16 protein-coding genes are annotated in these 20,592 nt (G+C 39.5%); 5 read left to right on the top strand and 11 right to left on the bottom strand.

The genetic code is table 11. The features are described from left to right. From AC2D3N_RS20925 to AC2D3N_RS20905, 5 genes are all read right to left on the bottom strand, one after another. A complete protein-coding gene (locus AC2D3N_RS20925) occupies nt 1-1,638 on the bottom strand; it encodes an HD family phosphohydrolase (RefSeq protein ID WP_079680800.1) in 1,638 nt (545 codons plus the stop codon). Nucleotides 1,639-1,734: 96 nt separating this feature from the next. Next, nucleotides 1,735-2,016, bottom strand: a complete 282-nt coding sequence (locus AC2D3N_RS20920; protein ID WP_079680799.1) for a 4a-hydroxytetrahydrobiopterin dehydratase — start codon at nt 2,014-2,016, stop codon at nt 1,735-1,737. 475 nt (nt 2,017-2,491) lie between these two features. Then, the gene (locus tag AC2D3N_RS20915; protein ID WP_079680798.1) at nt 2,492-2,995 is read right to left on the bottom strand and encodes a phosphoribosyltransferase; all 504 of its coding nucleotides are present in this window, start codon (nt 2,993-2,995) and stop codon (nt 2,492-2,494) included. 49 nt (nt 2,996-3,044) lie between these two features. Next, nucleotides 3,045-9,317, bottom strand: a complete 6,273-nt coding sequence (locus AC2D3N_RS20910; RefSeq protein WP_484692027.1) for an AAA family ATPase — start codon at nt 9,315-9,317, stop codon at nt 3,045-3,047. A gap of 149 nt (nt 9,318-9,466) precedes the next feature. After that, the gene (locus AC2D3N_RS20905; protein ID WP_484692026.1) at nt 9,467-12,232 is read right to left on the bottom strand and encodes a pentapeptide repeat-containing protein; all 2,766 of its coding nucleotides are present in this window, start codon (nt 12,230-12,232) and stop codon (nt 9,467-9,469) included. A 93-nt stretch (nt 12,233-12,325) separates the two neighbouring features. Between AC2D3N_RS20905 and AC2D3N_RS20900 the strand changes: the two genes are divergently transcribed. Further along, entirely contained in the window at nt 12,326-13,336 is a 1,011-nt protein-coding gene (locus AC2D3N_RS20900; protein WP_079680795.1) for a HEAT repeat domain-containing protein, read from the top strand. A gap of 62 nt (nt 13,337-13,398) precedes the next feature. On the opposite strand, the gene AC2D3N_RS20895 is transcribed toward AC2D3N_RS20900, so the two are convergent. The 4 genes from AC2D3N_RS20895 to AC2D3N_RS20880 all read right to left on the bottom strand — a co-directional run bounded on the left by AC2D3N_RS20895 (nt 13,399) and on the right by AC2D3N_RS20880 (nt 16,873). After that, nucleotides 13,399-13,779: a DUF1823 family protein gene (locus AC2D3N_RS20895; RefSeq protein WP_484692025.1), complete on the bottom strand. Its 381-nt coding sequence runs from the start codon at nt 13,777-13,779 to the stop codon at nt 13,399-13,401. A 365-nt stretch (nt 13,780-14,144) separates the two neighbouring features. Then, nucleotides 14,145-14,363 carry a hypothetical protein gene (locus tag AC2D3N_RS20890; protein ID WP_484692024.1) on the bottom strand — a complete coding sequence of 73 codons (219 nt, stop codon included), beginning with the start codon at nt 14,361-14,363 and terminating at the stop codon, nt 14,145-14,147. Between the two features lie 295 nt (nt 14,364-14,658). Beyond that, nucleotides 14,659-15,420 carry an amino acid ABC transporter ATP-binding protein gene (locus tag AC2D3N_RS20885; RefSeq protein WP_079680792.1) on the bottom strand — a complete coding sequence of 254 codons (762 nt, stop codon included), beginning with the start codon at nt 15,418-15,420 and terminating at the stop codon, nt 14,659-14,661. After that, a complete protein-coding gene (locus tag AC2D3N_RS20880; protein ID WP_484692023.1) occupies nt 15,386-16,873 on the bottom strand; it encodes an ABC transporter substrate-binding protein/permease in 1,488 nt (495 codons plus the stop codon). Before AC2D3N_RS20880 ends, AC2D3N_RS20885 begins: the two co-directional genes overlap by 35 nt. 268 nt (nt 16,874-17,141) lie before the next feature. Between AC2D3N_RS20880 and cysC the strand changes: the two genes are divergently transcribed. The 4 genes from cysC to AC2D3N_RS20860 all read left to right on the top strand — a co-directional run bounded on the left by cysC (nt 17,142) and on the right by AC2D3N_RS20860 (nt 19,575). Next, nucleotides 17,142-17,678 carry an adenylyl-sulfate kinase gene (gene cysC, locus AC2D3N_RS20875; protein ID WP_079680790.1) on the top strand — a complete coding sequence of 179 codons (537 nt, stop codon included), beginning with the start codon at nt 17,142-17,144 and terminating at the stop codon, nt 17,676-17,678. 142 nt (nt 17,679-17,820) lie between these two features. Then, a complete protein-coding gene (locus tag AC2D3N_RS20870) occupies nt 17,821-18,540 on the top strand; it encodes a DsbA family protein (RefSeq protein WP_484692022.1) in 720 nt (239 codons plus the stop codon). Between the two features lie 44 nt (nt 18,541-18,584). After that, entirely contained in the window at nt 18,585-19,244 is a 660-nt protein-coding gene (locus AC2D3N_RS20865) for a lysophospholipid acyltransferase family protein (protein WP_484692021.1), read from the top strand. 13 nt (nt 19,245-19,257) lie between these two features. Next, entirely contained in the window at nt 19,258-19,575 is a 318-nt protein-coding gene (locus AC2D3N_RS20860; RefSeq protein WP_484692020.1) for a DUF2288 domain-containing protein, read from the top strand. Here AC2D3N_RS20860 and AC2D3N_RS20855 read toward each other — a convergent pair. Next, nucleotides 19,558-20,268, bottom strand: coding sequence for a phosphorylase family protein (locus AC2D3N_RS20855; RefSeq protein WP_484692019.1), 711 nt, complete (start codon nt 20,266-20,268; stop codon nt 19,558-19,560). The two genes, AC2D3N_RS20860 and AC2D3N_RS20855, sit on opposite strands and share 18 nt — an antisense overlap. Nucleotides 20,269-20,375: 107 nt before the next feature. Beyond that, on the bottom strand, nt 20,376-20,522 hold the full coding sequence (locus tag AC2D3N_RS20850) for a hypothetical protein (protein WP_159451565.1): 147 nt from the start codon (nt 20,520-20,522) through the stop codon (nt 20,376-20,378). Nucleotides 20,523-20,592: the final 70 nt, after the last annotated feature.

Below are 20,592 nucleotides of genomic sequence, written 5' to 3'. Positions count from 1 at the left end.
TTAGGCTAATTCCATGACCACATCAATACTATGTCCCAATACTTCATACACTCTCCGTTGTTTAAATAATTCTAAACAATCGGCATTAATGGTATTTTTAGAGGCTTCTTGTTGTAGAATTTTCAAAGCGGTAACGGTGGGTAATCCGCTTTTATAAGGACGATCGCCAGCCGTTAAAGCATCATAAATATCGGCGATCGTAATAATTTGAGCTTGAATCGGAATATCGGGGGTTGTTAATCCCAGGGGATACCCAGTACCATTTAGTTTTTCATGATGGCGATAGGCAATCATCGGCACATTTTTTAAATCATTTGTCCAAGGAATTTGTTTTAAAAATGCGTAGGTATAACTGACATGGGATTCAATACTTTCTCGTTCTTCTGGGGTTAAAGTCCCTTGATGAACTAGTAGTTGATCGATTTCTTCTGGAGTTAATAAAGGTTTCATTTCTCCATCTAAGTCACGGTAGGTTATTTGTGCGACTTCTTTCAGTTGATTTAAGGGAATTTCCGCTAAGACTTTAGGTTCATTAGCTTCTAATAAAATCGTCCAATATTTGCTTAATTTATTAATAGATTGCGATAATTTTGTATCTGATTCTTGCAGAGATTCACAAAATACACATTCTTCTTCTTGGAGTAGCTTTTGGGCGGAATGCTGCAATAAATGATCATATTTTATCTGAATCGATTCTGCTTCTAAGGTACGTTGAGCTAAGGCAAATCGATTACGGATTACTTCCAATTGGAGAGGATAGAGTTTTTTGGGTTTGGTTAAAATGGCTTCGGGAACCCCCACCTTTCCAAAATCATGTAGTAGGGCTGCATAACGTAATTCTTGTAATTGACGCTCACTAAAGGTGATTTTAGAAAGGGAACCAAAGTTAGCTTGATTGATTTCTTCACTTAAACGCACAGCTAATTCTGCGACTCTTTCTGAGTGACCACAGGTGCAGGGATCTCGGGCTTCAATCACTTCTACCGATGCTTTAACAAATCCCTCAAACAAATTTTCAATACTGTCTTGTAAATGATTTCTTTCAATAGAAATAGCTGCTTGGGAAGCCAACGATCGCAATATTCGCTCCTCCCATTTAGAATAGGATTGTGTAACTTCTACCGCATTTTCTGGCGTAATCTTGACATCATGGTTAACCTTACGATTAATTAATTGTAAGACCCCAATCACTTCCCCTTTGCGGTTTTGCATCGGAACCACTAAAACGGAACGGGTACGATAACTAATATTTTCATCAAAACTCCGATCCAGTTGATAGGGTTCATGTATGGGTAAATCATAAGCATCGGGAATATTTAAGGAAACGGAATTTAAAGCCACATATCCCGCTAAACTCCTAGGGGTTAAGGGAATAGCAAATTCTTTAAAGGATAAGTTAGGTAAAGACGCATTTTGGGCAATTTTAAACAGTAATTTTGAGGTGTTATCACTGTGATCCAGAAGATAGACACTTCCCGCATCACTGGAGGTAATTTCACGACTTTTGGTTAAAATTAAATTGAGCAGGGAGCTTAAATCTTCAGTTCCAGATAAGGCAGTACCAATATCGAGCAGTTTCTCAATGAGTTCCGCTTGTTCATCAAATTCAGGCAAGAACTTGGGGTTATTAAAAATCATCTTTCTTCCACACAGCTAAAGCTGCGAATTCAAATGGGGAATTAGCAAAGGATTATGCCGTATTCTATCATAAAAAAATCAGCAGTATTTTTAGGATTAAACCAGTGCGGAAATTTGTTGCGCTAGGGCAAAATCTTTTTTTGTTAAACCCCCGGCATCATGACTGGTTAAGCTAATTGTCACTTTATTATAGGAAATTTCTAAATCGGGGTGATGTCCAGCCGTTTCAGAAGGTTCAACAAGTTTATTCACAAATTCAATCGCTTGAATAAAATCTTTAAAGGTTTTGACTATTTTTAAATGCTTGCCTTCCACTTTCCACTCGGGAACTTGACTAGAAAGTTCTTGAATTTGGCTAGAATTGAGTAGTGCAACCATGGGATTATTTAGGATAAAAATAAAATAAAAAAATACTATCCGCCCTCACCCAGCCCTGGTTTTAGCCGTTGCCATTCCAGATCGGACGAGAGCGGTAAGCGCGGGTCTCTTGAATCGGAACCTGACTGCCGGAAGATCACTCTAATAAGTCCGGTTATCTAGGTCAACAAGTGTCCTAACAGAACAAAGACTTGGTACTAGAGGACAGCCCCGGCGCACAGCCGGCATTTTCCAATCAAGTGACCCATGGGTTTACTTCCTTCAATCATGGGCATCACCTCCTTGATTCCCTAAACGGTTTAATTCGTTCAGTGTCTACGCTTTTCAAGATAACACAATATTTCAGAATTGCACGCCTCAATGGGTAAAAAAATCAAATACTTTCCTGGGGTAAAATTAAGATTTTGCAATCTATCGGGGAATAGGGAACACGGATTTAAGAGGATTTCACGGATTTCACGGATTTTAATTTATGTTAATCTGCATAATCCTGCTTGGCTAAATTCAAGTTTTCATAACATTCAAAGGGTTGATGAATCCAAGGATTATCCGCTAGATAATCTATATAATAATCCGGTGCGATCGCCGAACAACTTTTGTACCACAAAACGGCGGTTTTCATCTCTTGAATCTGGGGATAACGGAATTTTAACCAACCGATAGACTCTTGTAAACTAACCCCAGAATCAACTAAATCATCCACTAATAAAACCTGACTTCCTAAAGTGTCTGTTGTCATTGTTAGGTGTTCAGCGAGTTTAATTCCTCCTCGAACTTTTCCCCCGGCTCCAGAATAGGATGATGTGGATAAAATTGCCAGGGGTTGATCAAAAATCCGAGATAAAATATCCCCAACTCGTAACCCTCCCCGTGCCAAACAGACAATTTGATTAAATTGCCACTGGGAGTGATAAATTTTTTGGGCTAAGGTTTCAATTTTTTGATGGTATTCTGTCCAAGAAATATACAGATCGCTCATAATAGGTAATATTAAACACGCAAAGGATGTTCTAAATCCTATCAAATTATTAAGACATTTTCGATAAACATCGTTCTAAATAAATTTGAGCTACTTGATCCTGGGGATTGCGATCCAGGCATTCTTGGAATAATTTCGCCGCCTCTGAGTAACGTTCTAAATAATACTGCATTAATCCATACTCAAAGGTGGTCTTAGTAATTAATTTACCCGCTTTAATCCCAGGTAAATCCGCATCAAACACCTCATAGACAGTAACAGCATCGGATTTTCCTTTCACTTTTACCCGATCAATAATTCTAATCGCGTATTGATTGGCGTCTTCTAAAGCCATAAAAGTCCAATGGGTAATTAATAAAGAAACCCCATAATTTTTAGTTAAATTTTCAATCCGAGAAGCCACATTCACCGAATCACTAATCACCGTACTATCCAGACGATTTTTACCCCCCACAATTCCCAACATTAATCCCCCGGTATTAATCCCAATGCCAATTTTAATTGGGGGACGTCCGGGGCGTTGGCGGGTTTCATTATAGTCATTGAGTCGGGTAATCATTTCAACTCCCGCCCGCACAGAATCATCGGCAGAGCCACCAAATAATGCCATAATTTCGTCCCCAATATATTTATCAATAAACCCATAATTATCAACAATTGCCGGCTCCATGCGACTTAAAAAAGCATTAATAAATTTAAAATTATCTTCGGGGGTCATATCTTCAGACAAGCTAGTAAAATCCCGAATATCAGCAAATAAAATCGACATTTCTTTTTGAACCGCCGCCCCCAACTGCACCTCTACAATACTTTCATAGCCTAAAAAAGAAAGAAATTCATGGGGAACAAATCGCGCCGCTGCGTCAGTTAATTCAAATTCAGAATCTAGGGCCTCATCTAAATGAAGATTTAATTCTGAGAGTCTTTGCATAAATTGAATTCGTTCTTCTTCGGCTTGTTTTCGTTCAGTAATATCAACCACAAAACCTTCATAATAGAGTAATTGATTTTGTTCATTAAATACAGCCCGGGCATTTTCTGAAATCCAGATAATACTGCCATCTTTGCGGTAGGCTTTGAACTCAAATCCTGATACCTCTCCCTGCTGATCAATTAATCGTTTAAAATCCTGGCGGCGTTCATAATCAACATAAATTTCTTCTTGAACATTGGTAATCATCGACATTAAATCCCAGGGAGAATCATAACCTAAAATTCTGGCTAGGGCGGGATTTGCACTAATATAACGTCCGGTGGGTGTGGTTTGAAATAAGCCTTCACTGGCATTTTCAAAAATACTGCGATATTTTTCTTCAGCTTGTCTTAAAGCTCGTTCAGTTTGCTGACGTTTGGTAATATCTTGAAAGGCGAGAATTGCATAGGCTAAATCCCCCTGTTCGTCATAGGTTGGTGTCACCCAATTTTCAATCAAAATGGTTTCATCCCCTTGATTGACTTCTAAAATAAAGGTGGTATCTCGTGTAGAGTTAGAGAAATGATAATCGGGAATAGGGGAATAGGATTTAGGGTTCTCTGATCCGTTCAAATAGGCTTGATAAATATTAGATAAGGCATCACAAACCACCCCTGGAATCACTTTAGTTTTGAGCAACTCCTGGGCTTTTTGATTAGTATAATAGGGCTTGCCTGTGGGATCTAAAACAGCAACACCCACGGGAATTCCTTCTAAAAATTGTGTCATCTGTCGCTCATTGTTTCTAACTTGAGAATACAGTTTAGCATTATCAATGGAAATTGCAGCCTGAGAAAATAGGATTTTCAGAACTTCTAATCTTTCTGGGGTAAACACTGCGGTTGTTAAGTTATTTTCAAGATACAGAATTCCAATCAATTTCCCTCTATTTTGAATCGGAGTCATTAAAATAGATTTAGATTGATGTTGTTCTAAATAGGGATCATGACGATATCGCGGTTCTTGACGAGCATCGGCTAAAATCACAAATTCTTGGGTTTGAATTACGGTATTGAGAATTAAAAGCGGTAGGTTTTCACTCTCCTCTATGGGTAGAGATTGTAACAGAGAATTAATTTCAATTGATTCTCCATTTAAAGGATTTAAACGGGCGATCGCTTCAATCACTAAGTTTCCCGATTTAGACAAAACAATACAACATTTTTGTGCTCCGGCATTTTGAATCACAACTTGAATTAATCGTTTCAAAAGCTGCTCTAAATCAATTTCTTGAGATAGGGCTTGAGAGGCTTTTGTCACCGTCGCTAAATCAAGAGCCGCCGAACCTCCATTACTACTTGATATAATTGTTTCTTCGGTATTTGTACTGATTGTAACTCCAGTTTTCGGGACAATAATTTGTTCCAAAATGGCATCTAAAAGTTGAGGATAACGAGATTCTAAATCCTTGACTTTAGCAAAAGCACCCCAATGGGCATAACCATAATAGGCATCAATTAGGTATACCCGAGCAATTTTTTCTTTTCCCCAATCTAAATAAAATTGAGCCGCTAATTCATAACCGAGGGCTTCTTCCTGAATAAATTGATGGGTTTTAGCCCAATCAATCGCTTGTTCAAAGGCTTCCATTACTTTAACATAATTCCTTGAGATCCGGTTATATTCGGCTTCTACTAAATAAAAATAATGGGAAAAATTCACCGGGGTCAAGGTTGAATAGATTTTTAGTTTTTTGAGATTTAAGGAAACTTTCTCTAAAATCTGGGACTGTTGCTCCGCAGAAGATTCAGAATATATGTTCAGATGAATTAAAGATTGATAGCAATAAAAAATCGGCAGGAAAACGAAATAGGTTTGTCTATCTAAATATAATTCTGCCTGTTGACACCACTCCCGCGCCTGTTGAAATTTCCCTAATCTATAGGTCAAAATCATAAAATTTAAAGCCAATTGAAACGGTATTTCCTGGGGAGAATGTCCAATTTCACTCATTTTTTGAATTTGGGTTTCAGCATGAATAGAAAACTTAAGTAGGGTTTGGAGCTCTAATTTCCCATTTAAAATTTGTAACTTTTGATCATACCGGGTCATGACCATAAGTTCTGATGGAGACTTAAAATCTCGAAACTGATTTAATAAATGCTCAATTTCCGACTCTAATTCCGATATATTTTTACCAATAATATTCGCTATTTCAATATAGGATTGAGCCAGACAATACCCCTGTTCAATATTCCCAAGTTCTCGATATTGGAATGGGTAAAGTTCCAGGGGTGATAACAGATTTTTTAAGGGATATTTATAGGGTTTGATCAGGGTATAAACTAAATTCTTGACATTGATTTTTAACTCATAATTTCCTAATTTGGCGGATAATTCTAAAGCCAATTCTCCCATTTGATTTCCCAATTCAATTTCCCCTTGGGTACAAAGCACAAATCCGAAAGCTGCATAGACTAAACTAGATAAAGCGGTATTTCCCCGTTGACAGGATAAATTTACTAATTTGATCACCCATAAGGGAAATTGTTCAGGGAGGGTAAGGTAAGCTGAAGGAAAAGTGGCGGTTAAAATAGTGAATAAACTCGCTAAATTAGGATCGGATAATTCGGGCAAATCCAATAATTCTAAAGGCGATCTTCCCGCTAAATAATTGATAAAATTTTGCTTTAATTCTTGCCAAGATTCTAAACGGGAATCATCTCCCAAACTTACACCCAGTTGTTGACAAACAGCTAAAGCAAGATTCACCGCATTTTGATCTTGATGTTGACTTCTATACCCTTGAATCAATAACTCATAAATTCTCACTTGATCCGATAGGGTTTTAGCCCGTTCTAATACAGTCTTACCCCAGTCATTCAAAGATTCAAAATCTTGACTTAGAGCCGCAACTTCTGCGGCTTCTGTATACAATTCTAAAGTTAATTGATAGTCGGTTTCCCAACTATTGGCGGTCAATAATCCCATACCGATCGCTAAATGTCCAACGGCCGTTGGATAGGCGGTAGTTATCTTTGCTTTGCGTCCTGCTATTAAGTTAAATAAAGCTAACTGATGACGCTCTTTTTGATCTTTAATTAAACCCACCCCTAAATTGAACTGATTAATAATATTGAGTAATTTTTCTGGTAAAAGTTCAGTTAAAATTGTTTCTATGGGTTGATCAAACTGTTTTTGAATTTGATTTAATAATAACTGTCCTATTTTTAAATGAGTGGCTTGTCGTTGAGAACTAGGAATTAAAAGATAGGCAGCTTGTTGAATTCGATCATGAATAAATTTATATTGATCAACTCCCGATTGTAATAGGGGTAAAGTTTCATCGGGATCAAATGCTGAACCCAAACCTACACCCATTTCTAGGGAATAAAAGGGATAAATTTCTTTAACACTAACAATTAATTGCACCTGAGCAGCAACTTCTAAGGCTTGTAAGATTTCTAAATAGGATATTTCTGTCACCGTTGCTAAATCAAAAGCATTAAATTGATGACCCAAACAGGCAGCGAATCTTAAAATTTCCTGGGTTGCTTCTGGTAATTGTTGTAATTTATAAATAATTAAATCTAAAATATTAGGATTGACAAAACGAGTTTTTATTTCTGTTAAATCACATTGCCAACCTCCCAGTAAATCTTGATTACCAAATGAAGATTGAGGGGGATGAAACCAGATTAGTTTTTCTGTATATAAGGACTGGAGAAATTGACGCACAAAAAGAGGATTTCCCTGGGTTTGTTGGCTGACTAATTCCGTTAGAGGTTGAGCGAGTTCTAAGGAACAAACCAAGGTTTCTGCTATCATTTGATTAATCGCAAATTCTTCTAAAGGATTTAAAACAATCTGTTCAATCGGAGTTCCTAAGTTTTCCAAGGTTTGTAAAGTTTCCCTTAAAGGATGGGTTTCTCCAATTTCTTGATCCCGATAGGCTAAAATTAAAACGAGGGATTGGGATGAATTTTCAGGACTCATTAACACCTGAATTAATCTTAAAGATTCTATATCAGCCCATTGTAAATCATCCAAAAAAATAATTAAGGGATGGGGTGGTTGAGCAAAGACTTGGATTAACTTGAGAATTAAATGATTAAACTGATTTTGATCAAGATTTGCTTCTAATTCAGGCGTTAAAACTTGCTGGTTTAATAAAGATTTAAGTTCGGGAATAACATCTACGAGAACCTGGTTTTTTTCTCCTAATGCTTCTATCAGTTTGCTTTTCCAATCCTCAACTTTTGCCAGAGTTTCTGTTAAGATTTGTTGAATTAACTGTTTGATTCCTTGTACCCATCCCCCGAAGGGGGTATTATTTCTAAATTGATCAAATTTACCCGATATAAAATAACCTTGATTTCGGATAATTTTTTGATAAAACTCTTGAACTAAGGAAGATTTTCCAATGCCAGATTGACCCGTAATTAAAATAATTTTGGATTGAATTTCTGGAAAAATTGAACTTAAACGAGCCAGTTCTGGTTGCCGTCCATAAAATTTATCAGGAATAATAAAACGATCATTTAAGTCCATTGTAGCTAGGGGAAATAGGGGAATATCCCCAATGGTTTCCCACTGTTCCAAACAAAATTCTAAATCATTTAACAGTCCTAATGGGGTTTGATAGCGTTCCTCTGGATTTTTAGCCATCAATTTTAAAATAATATTATTTAACATCAAAGGTAAAGAAGGCTTAATTTCAATTAAAGGTAACGGTAAGAGGGCTAAATGGGCATGAATTAACTCTAAAGGTTCAGAAGATTGGAAGGGAAGTTTGCGCGTGAATAATTGATAAAGGGTGACTCCCAAAGAATATAAATCCGTACGATAATCAATGCCTCGATTGGTTCTTCCCGTTTGTTCAGGGGACATATATGCTAAGGTTCCTTCTAACCCTTGAGGATTGAAAGTTTCCTGATTTTGGTGGTCAAGTTGGGTAGAAATACTAAAATCGATCAGTTGAATTTTCAGGGTTTCGGGATGCACTAAAATATTTTGTAGCTTCACATCTTTGTGAATAATTTGATGTCGATATAACTGTTCTAAAATTCGAGTAATTTCAATGGAAATTCTCAATAATTCACCCAAGATTAATTCTCGACTCGCCCAATAATCTGCCAAGGAAATATAACCCTGATCCTCCATAATCAAGGCAAACCCATTGGCATAGGGTTCCAAATCCAGAATTGGAACAATTCCCGCTATATTTAGGTTTTTAGTAATCCGATATTGATTCCTAAATTCGATCAGGGATGCTACGGTTGGGTATTCACTGCGTAATAATTTAATCACCACAGGGCGCTGGTCGGACAAACGAATTCCACGATAAACGAGTGTTCTCGATCCGTTATAAATAGGGTTAAGAATCTGATAGCCAGGTAAAGTAATCATAACGGGATTCTCGCTTATCGAAACCGGAAAGGGGGTGTGGGTTAATTAACAGTTACCAGTTCAATTGTTATCGGTTAGGAAAGGCAAGTTACGAAGTGATTGGGGGTTAACGGCTGATGGTTGACCAAAAACGGACATCCCAAACTCTTTTAATCATAGTTGATCAGCGAGGGTTGTTCAGGGCTTGGCTCAAATATCCGACCATCGGGTAATATTGCCCCATTCAAAATTGCCTCTGTGCAGTTTACCCCAGGTCGAACAGTACCCTGGAGATTAGCATGGGAAAGGTTAGCCTGAGCTAGATTAGCCCCACTTAAATTAGCATCTTTTAAATTAGCACCCATCAGTTGTGCTTGACTGAGATCGGCATCCCTGAGATCTGCTCGCCTCAAATCGCAAAAATTCAATTGGGTTTGTTGTAAATTGGCACTAACTAACTTGACTCGCTGTAAGTTAGCACCGGTCATTTCCGTTTGGCTTAAATTCGCTACTACTAATTTAGCCTGCTTTAAGTTGGCTTGGGTCAGATTGGCATTTTGGAGATTAGCTCCAATTAAATTAGCATAACTTAAATTGACTCCAGTCAAATCCAAACCCGATAGGTTGATGCCTTGAAAATTGCGATCGCCATTTTTATATCTTCGCATCAGTTCCCCCCTCGTGCTAATACTAATATCCCGTTGAGGTGAAAATAACTGGGGAAACGTGAAAGTATTGCCACTTTTGATCACCTGTGAAACTTCTTCATAGAGCGGATAGGAACCTAAACCACTTAATCGTAACCAACCTCGAGAACGAGTCATGGCGACAAATAATTGATTGCGAAAATTGAGATTATTTTCAGCGATCGCAACTTGCTCTAAACCGACAAGATAAACCATATCGGCTTCATTTCCCTTAGCTTGATGAATCCGAGAAATGGTCACCCCGCCCTCACACCAAAATTGATTCCCATGGGTATAACTGGGTTTTAGAATATTACAATCCGAGGTACCCGGGAGAAAAATATCAAGTCCTTGCTGCATTAAAAAGTTAGCAATATAGGTTTGCAGTTGTATTGTTTCCCAACCGATTCCTAAAACAATGATTAAAATTTCTCGACTGGGGCGCAACCCATCAATTTTTAAGTTATAAATTAGGCGATCGCTTAAATCAATTAATTCTGCCGAACGGGAATGATAGGCTTCAAATTCAATCAAAGGTTTTTTCCATAACTGAGCCGTGGGATTCAGGGAATTTTCTTTAGAACGTTTTAAAGTAATCGTTTCTCCGGTTTTAACAGAAGCATTAACAAGAGATTTTTCCTTTGTTTTTGAAGCAGGTGAAATCACTTCATAACCCAGCATTTCCCAGTCTTTCGCCCAAACAGTTCCAGTTAATAATCCTTGGGGACGTAATAATCCCAAACCTAGGCCATGAGCCGCCGTTAAAATTTCCCCTGGAACTCGATAACATCGAGACATAATCTCTGTTTTTTGAATGCCATTGCCATATTCCCCTGTAACTAATTGTCCCAATTCATCCCCAAATAATTCACTCGCCGTGGGAATCTTTAAACTGTTTAAACTTTGGATTTCATCATAGGCCCAAATTAATCGTTTTTGCGGAATTTCAGCACTATGACCCTCGGAAACCGTCACCGGACGTAACGCTTGATAGGCCATCCAATAAAAAGGCTGTTTTCCCTCAAATTTCAGGTCATCCTCCACCATAAAATCCTGACCTTCATCAATTAAAACCGCATCAAAAATAGCTGGAATTGTAGCTGATTTCAATAAATGTAAACAAGCTTCTGCTAAAGATTCATTTGCTTTTAAACGAGTGGTTTGTTGTAAACTTTGGCTCCAAATCCCCGCCGCCTGACAAATAGTGCGATAAAAACCCTGTTGATCCTTAGCACCCCAAGCATGGAGAACTTTTAATTTAGAATTTTCAGGATTATAGCCAATTTGATTACAACTAAATCGCCTTAACCATTGATCCACCTGTTGTAAAATTATCTCATATAAACTGCGACTAAAAAATACTAATGCAATATCCCAGTCTGGGTATTTCAGGTGCATTTGTACCGCTTTTTGACATAATAAAACGGTTTTTCCTGAACCGGCAACTCCGCGAATTCGTTGTGGCCCTGGGGGAATCACCTTAGCAATTTGTTCCTGTTGTAAATCCAATTCAGAAATACGTTGTCTGACCGTCTCTAATACCGCACTGCGGGTTAAAGAGGGTTCTAAATAATCCTTGGGACTCAAAAAAAATCGACGGGTTGGTGTCCTCAACAACGGCGTCCCACTAATCACCGCCTTTAACGCCTGCCATTGTTCCGGGGACAGTTCCCCGCCTTTGGCGACCAACGGTGCTGTTTTGATCCGTGCGATTAAACCCCAGCTTTCCCCAGTTTCCCCCGATTCTGTGATTAAATCTTCTTGAAATAAAATTGGAGGACAACTCGGGAGCAGGTCAAATCCCCGATGCTGCCATTGAGATTCCAGAATCCGAGGTAGGGCGACCAATACACGACCCGCAACGGCTCGACGGAGGATGGATTCTAAATGACAATATTCTAATAAGGCATATAATTGATGCTCAGCCTGTTGATAAGGGTTGGCTTGGGTGGTATAAAATTCTTGTAGTTCCCAGCAATGACCTCTAATCCCAAGAATTTGCTCAATTGTTATTGATTTTACCTCAATAATAATTAATCCCCATTCTGCATCTACGATTAAAATATCAGGTTCCTTACGAAACCGTCCCAGTTTCGAGAAAATCGGATAGCGCCAATAGGCAATACAATCTCGTTGGACAAAGCTTTGACAAATGCTAGTCCAGACCTGATATTCCGCCTGTTCTCCCGCTAAAAATAGAGGTTCAGTGGCAATGAATTTGCGTTCTTGGGATTTGCTATCTCCGATCATTTTTATCAGGTTTCTTGCGGGTACAGGTTAAACTAACAAAACGATTGATTCCCTTAATATCCACCCTAGCCGATCACAAATTTATTGAGTCTTATGGCTCCTTTTTATCGCCTGACCCTATTTCTATTGGTCTATATTGCCTCCTGGGGTGGAACTTCCTGCTTCAGTAGTCGGACTCTGGCTGCGGTTGACAACAAAACCCCAGCCCTGACAAACACAAGTGATCGCTTCACCACTCTACCTTTAGGGGGTTCCGATTTATCCTGGCAACTCGCCCAAACTAACCCCGAAAAACCCCCGACCCCAGACGCCAAAACACCCCCACCTGCCAAACAATCAGGTTTCCGTCTCCCCTCAAAAGCATTAATTCTTGGGGTAGGGGCTTTAATTGTCACGGTCGGGGCTATTTTAATCTTAATTCGGCTGATCAGTCCCTCCGAGCCCGAAGAAGGCAAAGTTATTGATATTCAGGCGCAAACCCTCCCCAAATCTGACCCCAGCCCAGCCCCATCGGTCAAGGAACCTCCCCAAACGGCTCCCACCGTGATCCAACCCTCTTTGTTCTCAGAACAGAATAGTCATCGGGAGGCGGCATTACAAATTGCTAAAACCGATACCCCACCGTCACCACACCCGGCGAGTTCCTCATTAACATCAGACCCTGCCCATGCTCCTAAACTCGATCCCCAGGAACAATGGATTAATGATTTAAAACAGACTAACCCCAATATTAGGAATAATGCTATTTGGGAACTGGCTCAAGCCGGAGATTCTCGGGCCATTCAAGCGTTATTAGAATTATTAATTAATTCTGACTCCAATCAACGCAGTTTAGTTTTAGCCGCTCTTTCAGAAATTGGCACTCGCACCCTAAAACCCCTAAACCGAGCGTTAAGTTTGTCCCTTCAAGATGAAAATGCAGAAGTCAGAAAAAATGCCATTCGAGATTTAACCCGAATTTATGATTTAGCCACCCAAATGAGTCAAATTTTACAACGAGCCATGGATGATCCCGATCCTGAAGTTCAAGAAATGGCAAAATGGGCAACGGAGCGATTAAGCCGCCTTCGTGCCGTTGACCGTCGTGATGAACCTTTAGGGTAATTATGAATTACGAATTACGAAATTCATAATTCCCTGTTGACTATTTTGTTTTAAATAAGAATTCATATTAATTTCAGTTCTTTCATTTGGGATAATAACCAACTGGCCATGGTTGCGCGTCGAGTATCCCGAGGGTTAAATTCTCCGATTTTATAACCCTTAAAACCCAATTCTTCCTTGAGCAATTGTTTATTCTCTGCGGGAATAGAACGAGTTAATTTTACCGTTGCGGGACGACTTTCGATAAAATCAGGAGGTGCGGGATATTCAGTTGTCCAATGGGTATCGGCATTTGTCCCATCCCATTGATCGGTTTCAGGATCATATCGATATCCTAGATAATACCAAACCAATTGATTCACGGTTGCATCATCAATATCTTGATTGATAATTGCCCAAATTGTATCGGTATTCAGGGGGGGAAGTTCCAGGGAATGGGTCATAGTCAAAAATTGAATCTTTCAGCTATTCCCTATTTAATCATAATTTTGCTTTTGAGGCGATCGCATTTCCTCGTTTAACTCAATTTTAACCCACTAAAAATCATCTCTGCTGTTAATTCTAAAATAATATATAGCAATCCTATTTGAGTTGTGTTCAAAATTCCTGATCAAAAGGGAACAGGGAACGCCGGATCTGGGAACAGGGGTAATACTTCTGACTGTTTCATATCAGTATTGAAATGTTACAACCTATTTGGGATTGCTATAATTATATTTGATCAGTCGAAAAACTAGGTTTCAGCAAGCCATCTTGAGAAACCTAGTTTCGGGGAATTATTATGGATTAAAAAACTCACACCGACGTTTTAATAAGCTAAGGTTTCCAAAGTTTCACGCAAGTACAAACTCACTAATTGATCTAAATTAGTGGTGGGTTCAATTAGGTTTAAATCCCGTTCTAATTCCCAGCGTTGAAAACCGGAACTAGATGCGATCGCTACTTTCAAACTTTGCCAGATTTGAGAATCTTCACCCCACTGATTTGAAGCGGAAGCGGCGTTATTCTCAAGGGTTGAATTTGCCATAGTTCTGTACCTCTTTAACAACAGTATCGACTTGATGGATCGAAAAATTCTGTCACCCGTGATACAGATTATCATTTAAACTGAGACAACTCAGTTGGATGAGGAATCAGAATGCACCGAAGACAGGAATTAATGTAACACTACTTAATAATACACAATTTTTGTCGATTTGGGTCAAGAAATGCTGATATTAAAACTATATAGCCGTTTTTGTAGCTATCTTTACAAGGATTAAGCTTAATTTAACCACAAAGACACGAAGACACAAAGAAGTTGTCAACACTAAAATTAATTGCTATAACATTTTTTCTAAAAACTGCTTTGCGCGTTCAGATTCAGGATTTTTAAAAAACTGTTCTGGGGGAGAATCTTCGGCCAGTAAGCCACTATCTAGGAATAAAATCCGGTTAGAAACTTCCCTGGCAAATCCCATTTCATGGGTAACAATTGCCATGGTAATTCCGGTTTTTGCTAAGGATTTCATCACCTCTAAAACTTCTTTAACCATTTCTGGATCAAGGGCGGAGGTGGGTTCATCCATTAATAAAATATCCGGTTCCATGGCCATGGTTCGAGCGATCGCTACCCGTTGTTTTTGGCCTCCTGAAAGTCGGGAAGGATAGACGTCTGCTTTCTCCGCCAAGCCCACTTTTTGTAATAACTCCATTCCCAAATCTTTCGCCGCAGATTCGGAGATTTTCTTAACTTTTATCGGAGCATAAATCACATTTTTTAAGACACTTAAATGGGGAAATAAATTAAAGTTTTGAAAGACCATTCCCACGGACTGGCGAATTTTATAAATTTCGGCTTTCGGATCAGTAATTTCCATGCCATCAATAAAAATACGCCCGGAGGTCGGGGTTTCCAGAAGATTCAGACAGCGTAAAAAGGTGGATTTCCCACAGCCTGAAGGGCCGATAATTGAAACAACCTGCCCTTTTTGAATGTCGGTTGTAATCCCTTTTAATACTTTTAAATCCCCAAAGGATTTATATAAGCGATCCACTATAACCGCCGAATCAACTGTTACTTTTGAGTTTGCGTTCAAGTCCATTTGCCCCCCAAGTTAAGGTAATAATCATGATATAATAAATAATAGCGACAAAAATCAAAGGTTCAAAGTAAATATACTTTTCTGCCCCGACAATTTGCGCCCGACGTAACATATCTTCCACCCCAATAACAGATACTAAGGTTGAATCTTTTAATAGGTTAATACTTTCATTCACTAAAGCAGGAAGAATGTTTCTGAGGGCTTGGGGTAAAATAATATCGACCATCATCAGTTGATATTGAATTCCCAAGGCTTCACAGGCTTCTTTTTGCCCTTTATCCACGGCTTGAATTCCCGCCCGAATGGTTTCGGAAATATAAGCCCCAGAATTTAAAGAAAAGGCTAATATCCCGGCTTGAAAGGCGGTAATATCATATCCGGTGAGTTGGGGAGTGGCAAAATAAATTAAGGTTAATTGTACCAGTAAGGGTGTGCCTCTAAAAATGGATGTATAGGCTTGGGAAAAAATATTTAGGGGTTTAATAGTCGAAATCTTAAATAGGGCGAGAATTGTTCCCCAAATAAACCCAAAGAAAGCCGAAACCAAACTAAATTGTAAGGTAATAAAAATTCCGGCTAAGATATAGGGAATATTGGGCGCAATTTTATTAAAATCAAGTTTTAATCCCTTTCCCTGGGGAACTTCAGCAGTTTCTAAGCTGACTGGACGATCAAACCATTTCTTAGCCAGTTCCTCAATTTTACCACTGGCTTGCATCTGTTGAATCACCTGATTAAAGGGTTCGACTAAGGGTGAGTCTTTGGGAAAGGCGATCGCCGATCCTGCTGCTTCGGTATTGGGAACTTCGTGATATACTAATCCTGGATTCGCTGCAATATAGCCCCTAACAATAGTATTTTCTAAAACCCCCGCATCCAGCCGTTTTGATTTTAACTCCTGAATAATATCACTAGTTTTATTTAAAGGAATAGCCGTTACCCCCGACCAATTTTTAACCGCTTCCTGCTGAATTGAACCCAGTTGTACTCCGACTTTTTTGCCTTTTAATTGTTCGGGATTGGTATAATTTTGGGTATCGAGACTAACAATAGTATTTTTAGCTTCAAAATAGATATCCGAAAAAGCTACATTTTTTTGACGCTCAGGAGTAGGGGTCATTCCTGCCATGACAAAATCCGCCCGTTTAGCGGTTAAAGCCGGAATTAAACCATTAAAATCTATACCATTAATTTTCAGATCGTAGCCTAATTGCTGAGTAATATATTTGGCAATATCTACATCAAAACCCACAATTTTATCGCCACTGGTAGCCGTATCTTTAAATTGATAGGGGGGATAATCTGGGGAAGTTGCCATGATTAGGGTTTTACTTGTCCCCGAGGGTTTTTCCTGGGCAGAAATGGGGGGATGATGGCTAGTGATAATCCCCCAAATTACTAAGGTTGTCAGAAATAAAAATAGTAAATATTTAAAGGGTTTTTTCAAAATCATGTTGGGTTGATGTTTTTGCTCTGGATAGATGCGCTCAAGCGCAACAACAAATTATAAGATCAAACTACAGTGTTCAAAGAAATTCTGTCAAATTTGATAGTTTTCTCTACTTCTGATGCAACCCATAACAAACAAGGGAATACAAATTAAGGTTTAAATGTCAAGTCTAGCCAACCGAGAATTAATATTTTAGTTGACTCGCGCTGCAATCTCGACTTACCATAATCTATTGGAGATCTGAACGAATAAAACGGGAGAAAAAACCTGAATGCAGCATCGAGGTGTAACAGTATGGTTTACGGGTTTGAGTGGTGCGGGAAAAACCACCATTAGCCAAGCGGTTGCTCAAATATTCCAGGAGAAGGGATGTAACCTAGAGATTTTAGATGGGGATATAGTTCGGGAAAATCTCACCAAAGGTTTAGGATTTAGTAAACCGGATCGGGATGAAAATATCCGTCGGATTGGATTTGTTGCCCATCTCCTAACCCGAAATGGCGTAATTGTCCTCGTTTCTGCTATCTCTCCCTATCGAGAAATTCGGGAAGAAGTGCGGGAGAAAATTGGGGATTTTGTGGAAGTGTATGTGAATGCGCCCTTAACGGTTTGTGAAGGTCGAGATGTTAAAGGATTGTATAAACGGGCTAGAGCAGGGGAAATTAAAGGCTTTACAGGTATTGATGATCCCTACGAAGCCCCAACAAATCCAGACGTTGAATGTAATACCGATCACGAAGATTTATCCGAAAGTGTTGCTAAGGTCTTAAAAAAATTAGCGGATTTAGGTTATATCTCAAACGATTAGGAAAGGAGTTGACGATTAACTGTTAGGATCAAAAAAAAATCGATGGGAACCCAGGATTATGAACATCTCTAGGATAGGACAACAGCTTTATCGTCAATCAAGGTTATGGATCACAATAGTTTTGATCGTTGGTGTGACGTTGATGAGTTGTTCAGAATCCGCCCAGTCTGATCAAACCGTTAAAGTTAATCCTCAACTGGAACAGCAAATCCTGCAAGTGATTCGACAGCATCCAGAAGTGATTTTAGAGTCCGTTCAAGCCTATCAACAGCAACAGGACAGCCAACTACAACAGGCGCGACAAACTTTCTTGGATCAAATCAAAACTAATCCGAAAGCGGTGATTGGGACTTCCCCCTTTACGGGTTCAGAGGCTAAAAATATAGTCCTGGTGGAGTTTTCTGATTTTCAGTGTCCCTTCTGCGCCCGCGCCCACGACACTATTGGCCAGTTTATGAAGACTCACCAAGATCAGGTGACTCTGGTTTACAAGCATTTTCCCCTGACTCGCATTCACCCAGAGGCTCTACCCGCGGCCCAAGCCTCCTGGGCAGCCCAACAACAGGGCAAATTCTGGGAATACCAAAACGCTTTATTTACACAGCAGAATCAGTTGGGAGAGGCGTTATATCCGGCGATCGCTAAACAGTTAAATCTGGACGTAGAAAAATTTAATCGCGATCGCCAAAGCCCAGAAGCCAAGGCTGCGATTCAAAAGGATATCCAATTAGGGGAAAGTTTGGGGATTTCGGGAACACCATTTTTTGTGATGAATGGTGAAACCTTCTCCGGTGCGGTGGAACTATCTAAAATCGAAGAAGTTTTAGCCACGGTTAAAGCATCCCAAGGCCAGAAAAAGTAACCCCTAAACCCAGACTGTTCAACCCGAACTATTCAACCAAGCGCGTGAATCAAGAACTTGCACCTTTTGTGAGAAGCCGTGAACCCCTTTCTAGTTTGATTCTGTATCACTTGTTCAAGTGGTCGGTGGTCAGCCCGATGTTACACCTGTACTTTCAAGGTCGGATTTATGGTGCGGATCGGGTTCCCTTGGCGGGGCCATTAGTGATTGTGAGTAACCATGCAAGTGATTTTGATCCTGTCCTACTGGCGAGTTGTATGGGGCGTCCAGTTTCCTATATGGCCAAAGAGGAATTATTTGAAGTACCCATCTTGAAACAGGCGATTTCCCTGTATGGAGCCTATCCGGTCAAACGGGGTTCCCCTGATCGCAGTGCCATCCGGGCGGCGTTACAACAATTAGAAAATGGTTGGGCTACGGGGGTTTTTCTCCAGGGAACTCGCACCCCCGATAGTCGAATTACGGAGCCCAAATTGGGGGCGGCATTAATTGCGGCCAAGGCAAAAGTTCCCTTATTACCCGTGTGTTTATGGGGAACAAATGCCATTGTGAATCGGGGTTCCTATCTGCCTCGATCGGTTCCGGTTACGGTACGAGTTGGTCATTTAATTCCCCCTCCCGATTCTACCGACAGGGATGAATTATTGGAATTAACCCAACGTTGTGCCGATGAAATTAATACTCTGCATGATCTCGGGCGTTAAGTTTTAATCAGTTATGAATTTTACATCTCAATTTTTTATGGAAACTGAATCTTTAAGATCCCAACTCACAGAAAACCTTGATGAAGCGGAATGGGATTGGTTAACGCCCCACCTGGAACGGGAGATTGTAATTATTGTGGAATCCCAATTGGATTTATTAACTGTAGGGGAAGCGATCGCCCAGGATAATGCCCTTTGCGTCCAACATTGGATTAGTGAAGGTTTAATTCATAAACCCTCCCCGGAGCAAATTTCACAATGGAATGATCAGCCTAAAAAACGATTTCAAGCCCTAATTGTGCAACCTTTTGTTTTAATTCAAGAGTTGTAATTTTGGGGTCAGTTGTTGCAAAATAGCCAGACTTTTTAAACCACTTCTCATCAGTTTTAATCCTTGAATTGGATGTTGTAATAACACTTTAATTAAGGGAAATGTTTTTAATGTTCCACTATTATCAATCGCCGGGGTTAAATCGGGTAAGTCTTGAGAGAAATCATCACTTACAACCCTGACCATTGCCGCCTTAATTCCGACTTTTGTTAGGGATTCTAATAGAATTAATCCTTCCATATCCACTACTTCCACGGGATAAAGTTGGCTGAGTTTTTGTTTTTCGGTGGCGGTGGTAATCACTCGGTCAGTGGTTAACCCCCTGACTAAATGGGAGGAAATTAATTTCTGGTGTAGGAATAAAGCTAAGTCATAATCCCAGGGAAATGCAATATCCTTGGGATCTTCACCGGAATCTCTGGACATTAAAGGTAAACAATTTTGATAAATCACAACGTCCCCCACCTTCAGATGGGGAGATAAACTCCCACATAATCCCAGAACTAAAACCTGTAAAGGACGATTTTTAATAGCTTCCGAATTGAGCCATTTTTTTAAATAAACGGTCAAATATTGAGAACCCATCGGAATTGGTAAAATCTGAACATTTGATGATTCTACGAGTTGTAATCCTTTTAAAACTGCTTGATATTCTTGACCTTGAGGAACAAGAATAAAATTAAATGGTTCCATCCCCTACCCCGATCACCGGACTAGCTAGGAACAGAAAACCCTCAGAGCCCAGGGTATTAATTCTGTTAAATCTAGCCAAGAATTAACCTATTATCCTATCATTCCTTTTAGGCTAGGGCTAATTCTTTAATTCTTCTTTCTAAGGATACGGTATAGTTAAGCCTCAAGGATTGGGTTGAACTCAAGTCGGGCATTTCTTGCCAACAGTGGCGACATCTCCAAACCAGATGACCTTTACGAACGTGTTGGAGCATTGGCGATGCACAGCAGGGACAGGTAGGCATATAAGTTGATTAAACCTCGTATGAATTAGCAACTTTCGAT

The sequence above is a fragment of the Planktothrix sp. PLAVEN19ND genome, assembly GCF_057220675.1.
Note: the sequence above shows the minus strand (reverse complement) of the source record. Positions and strands in the feature narration are given on the sequence as shown.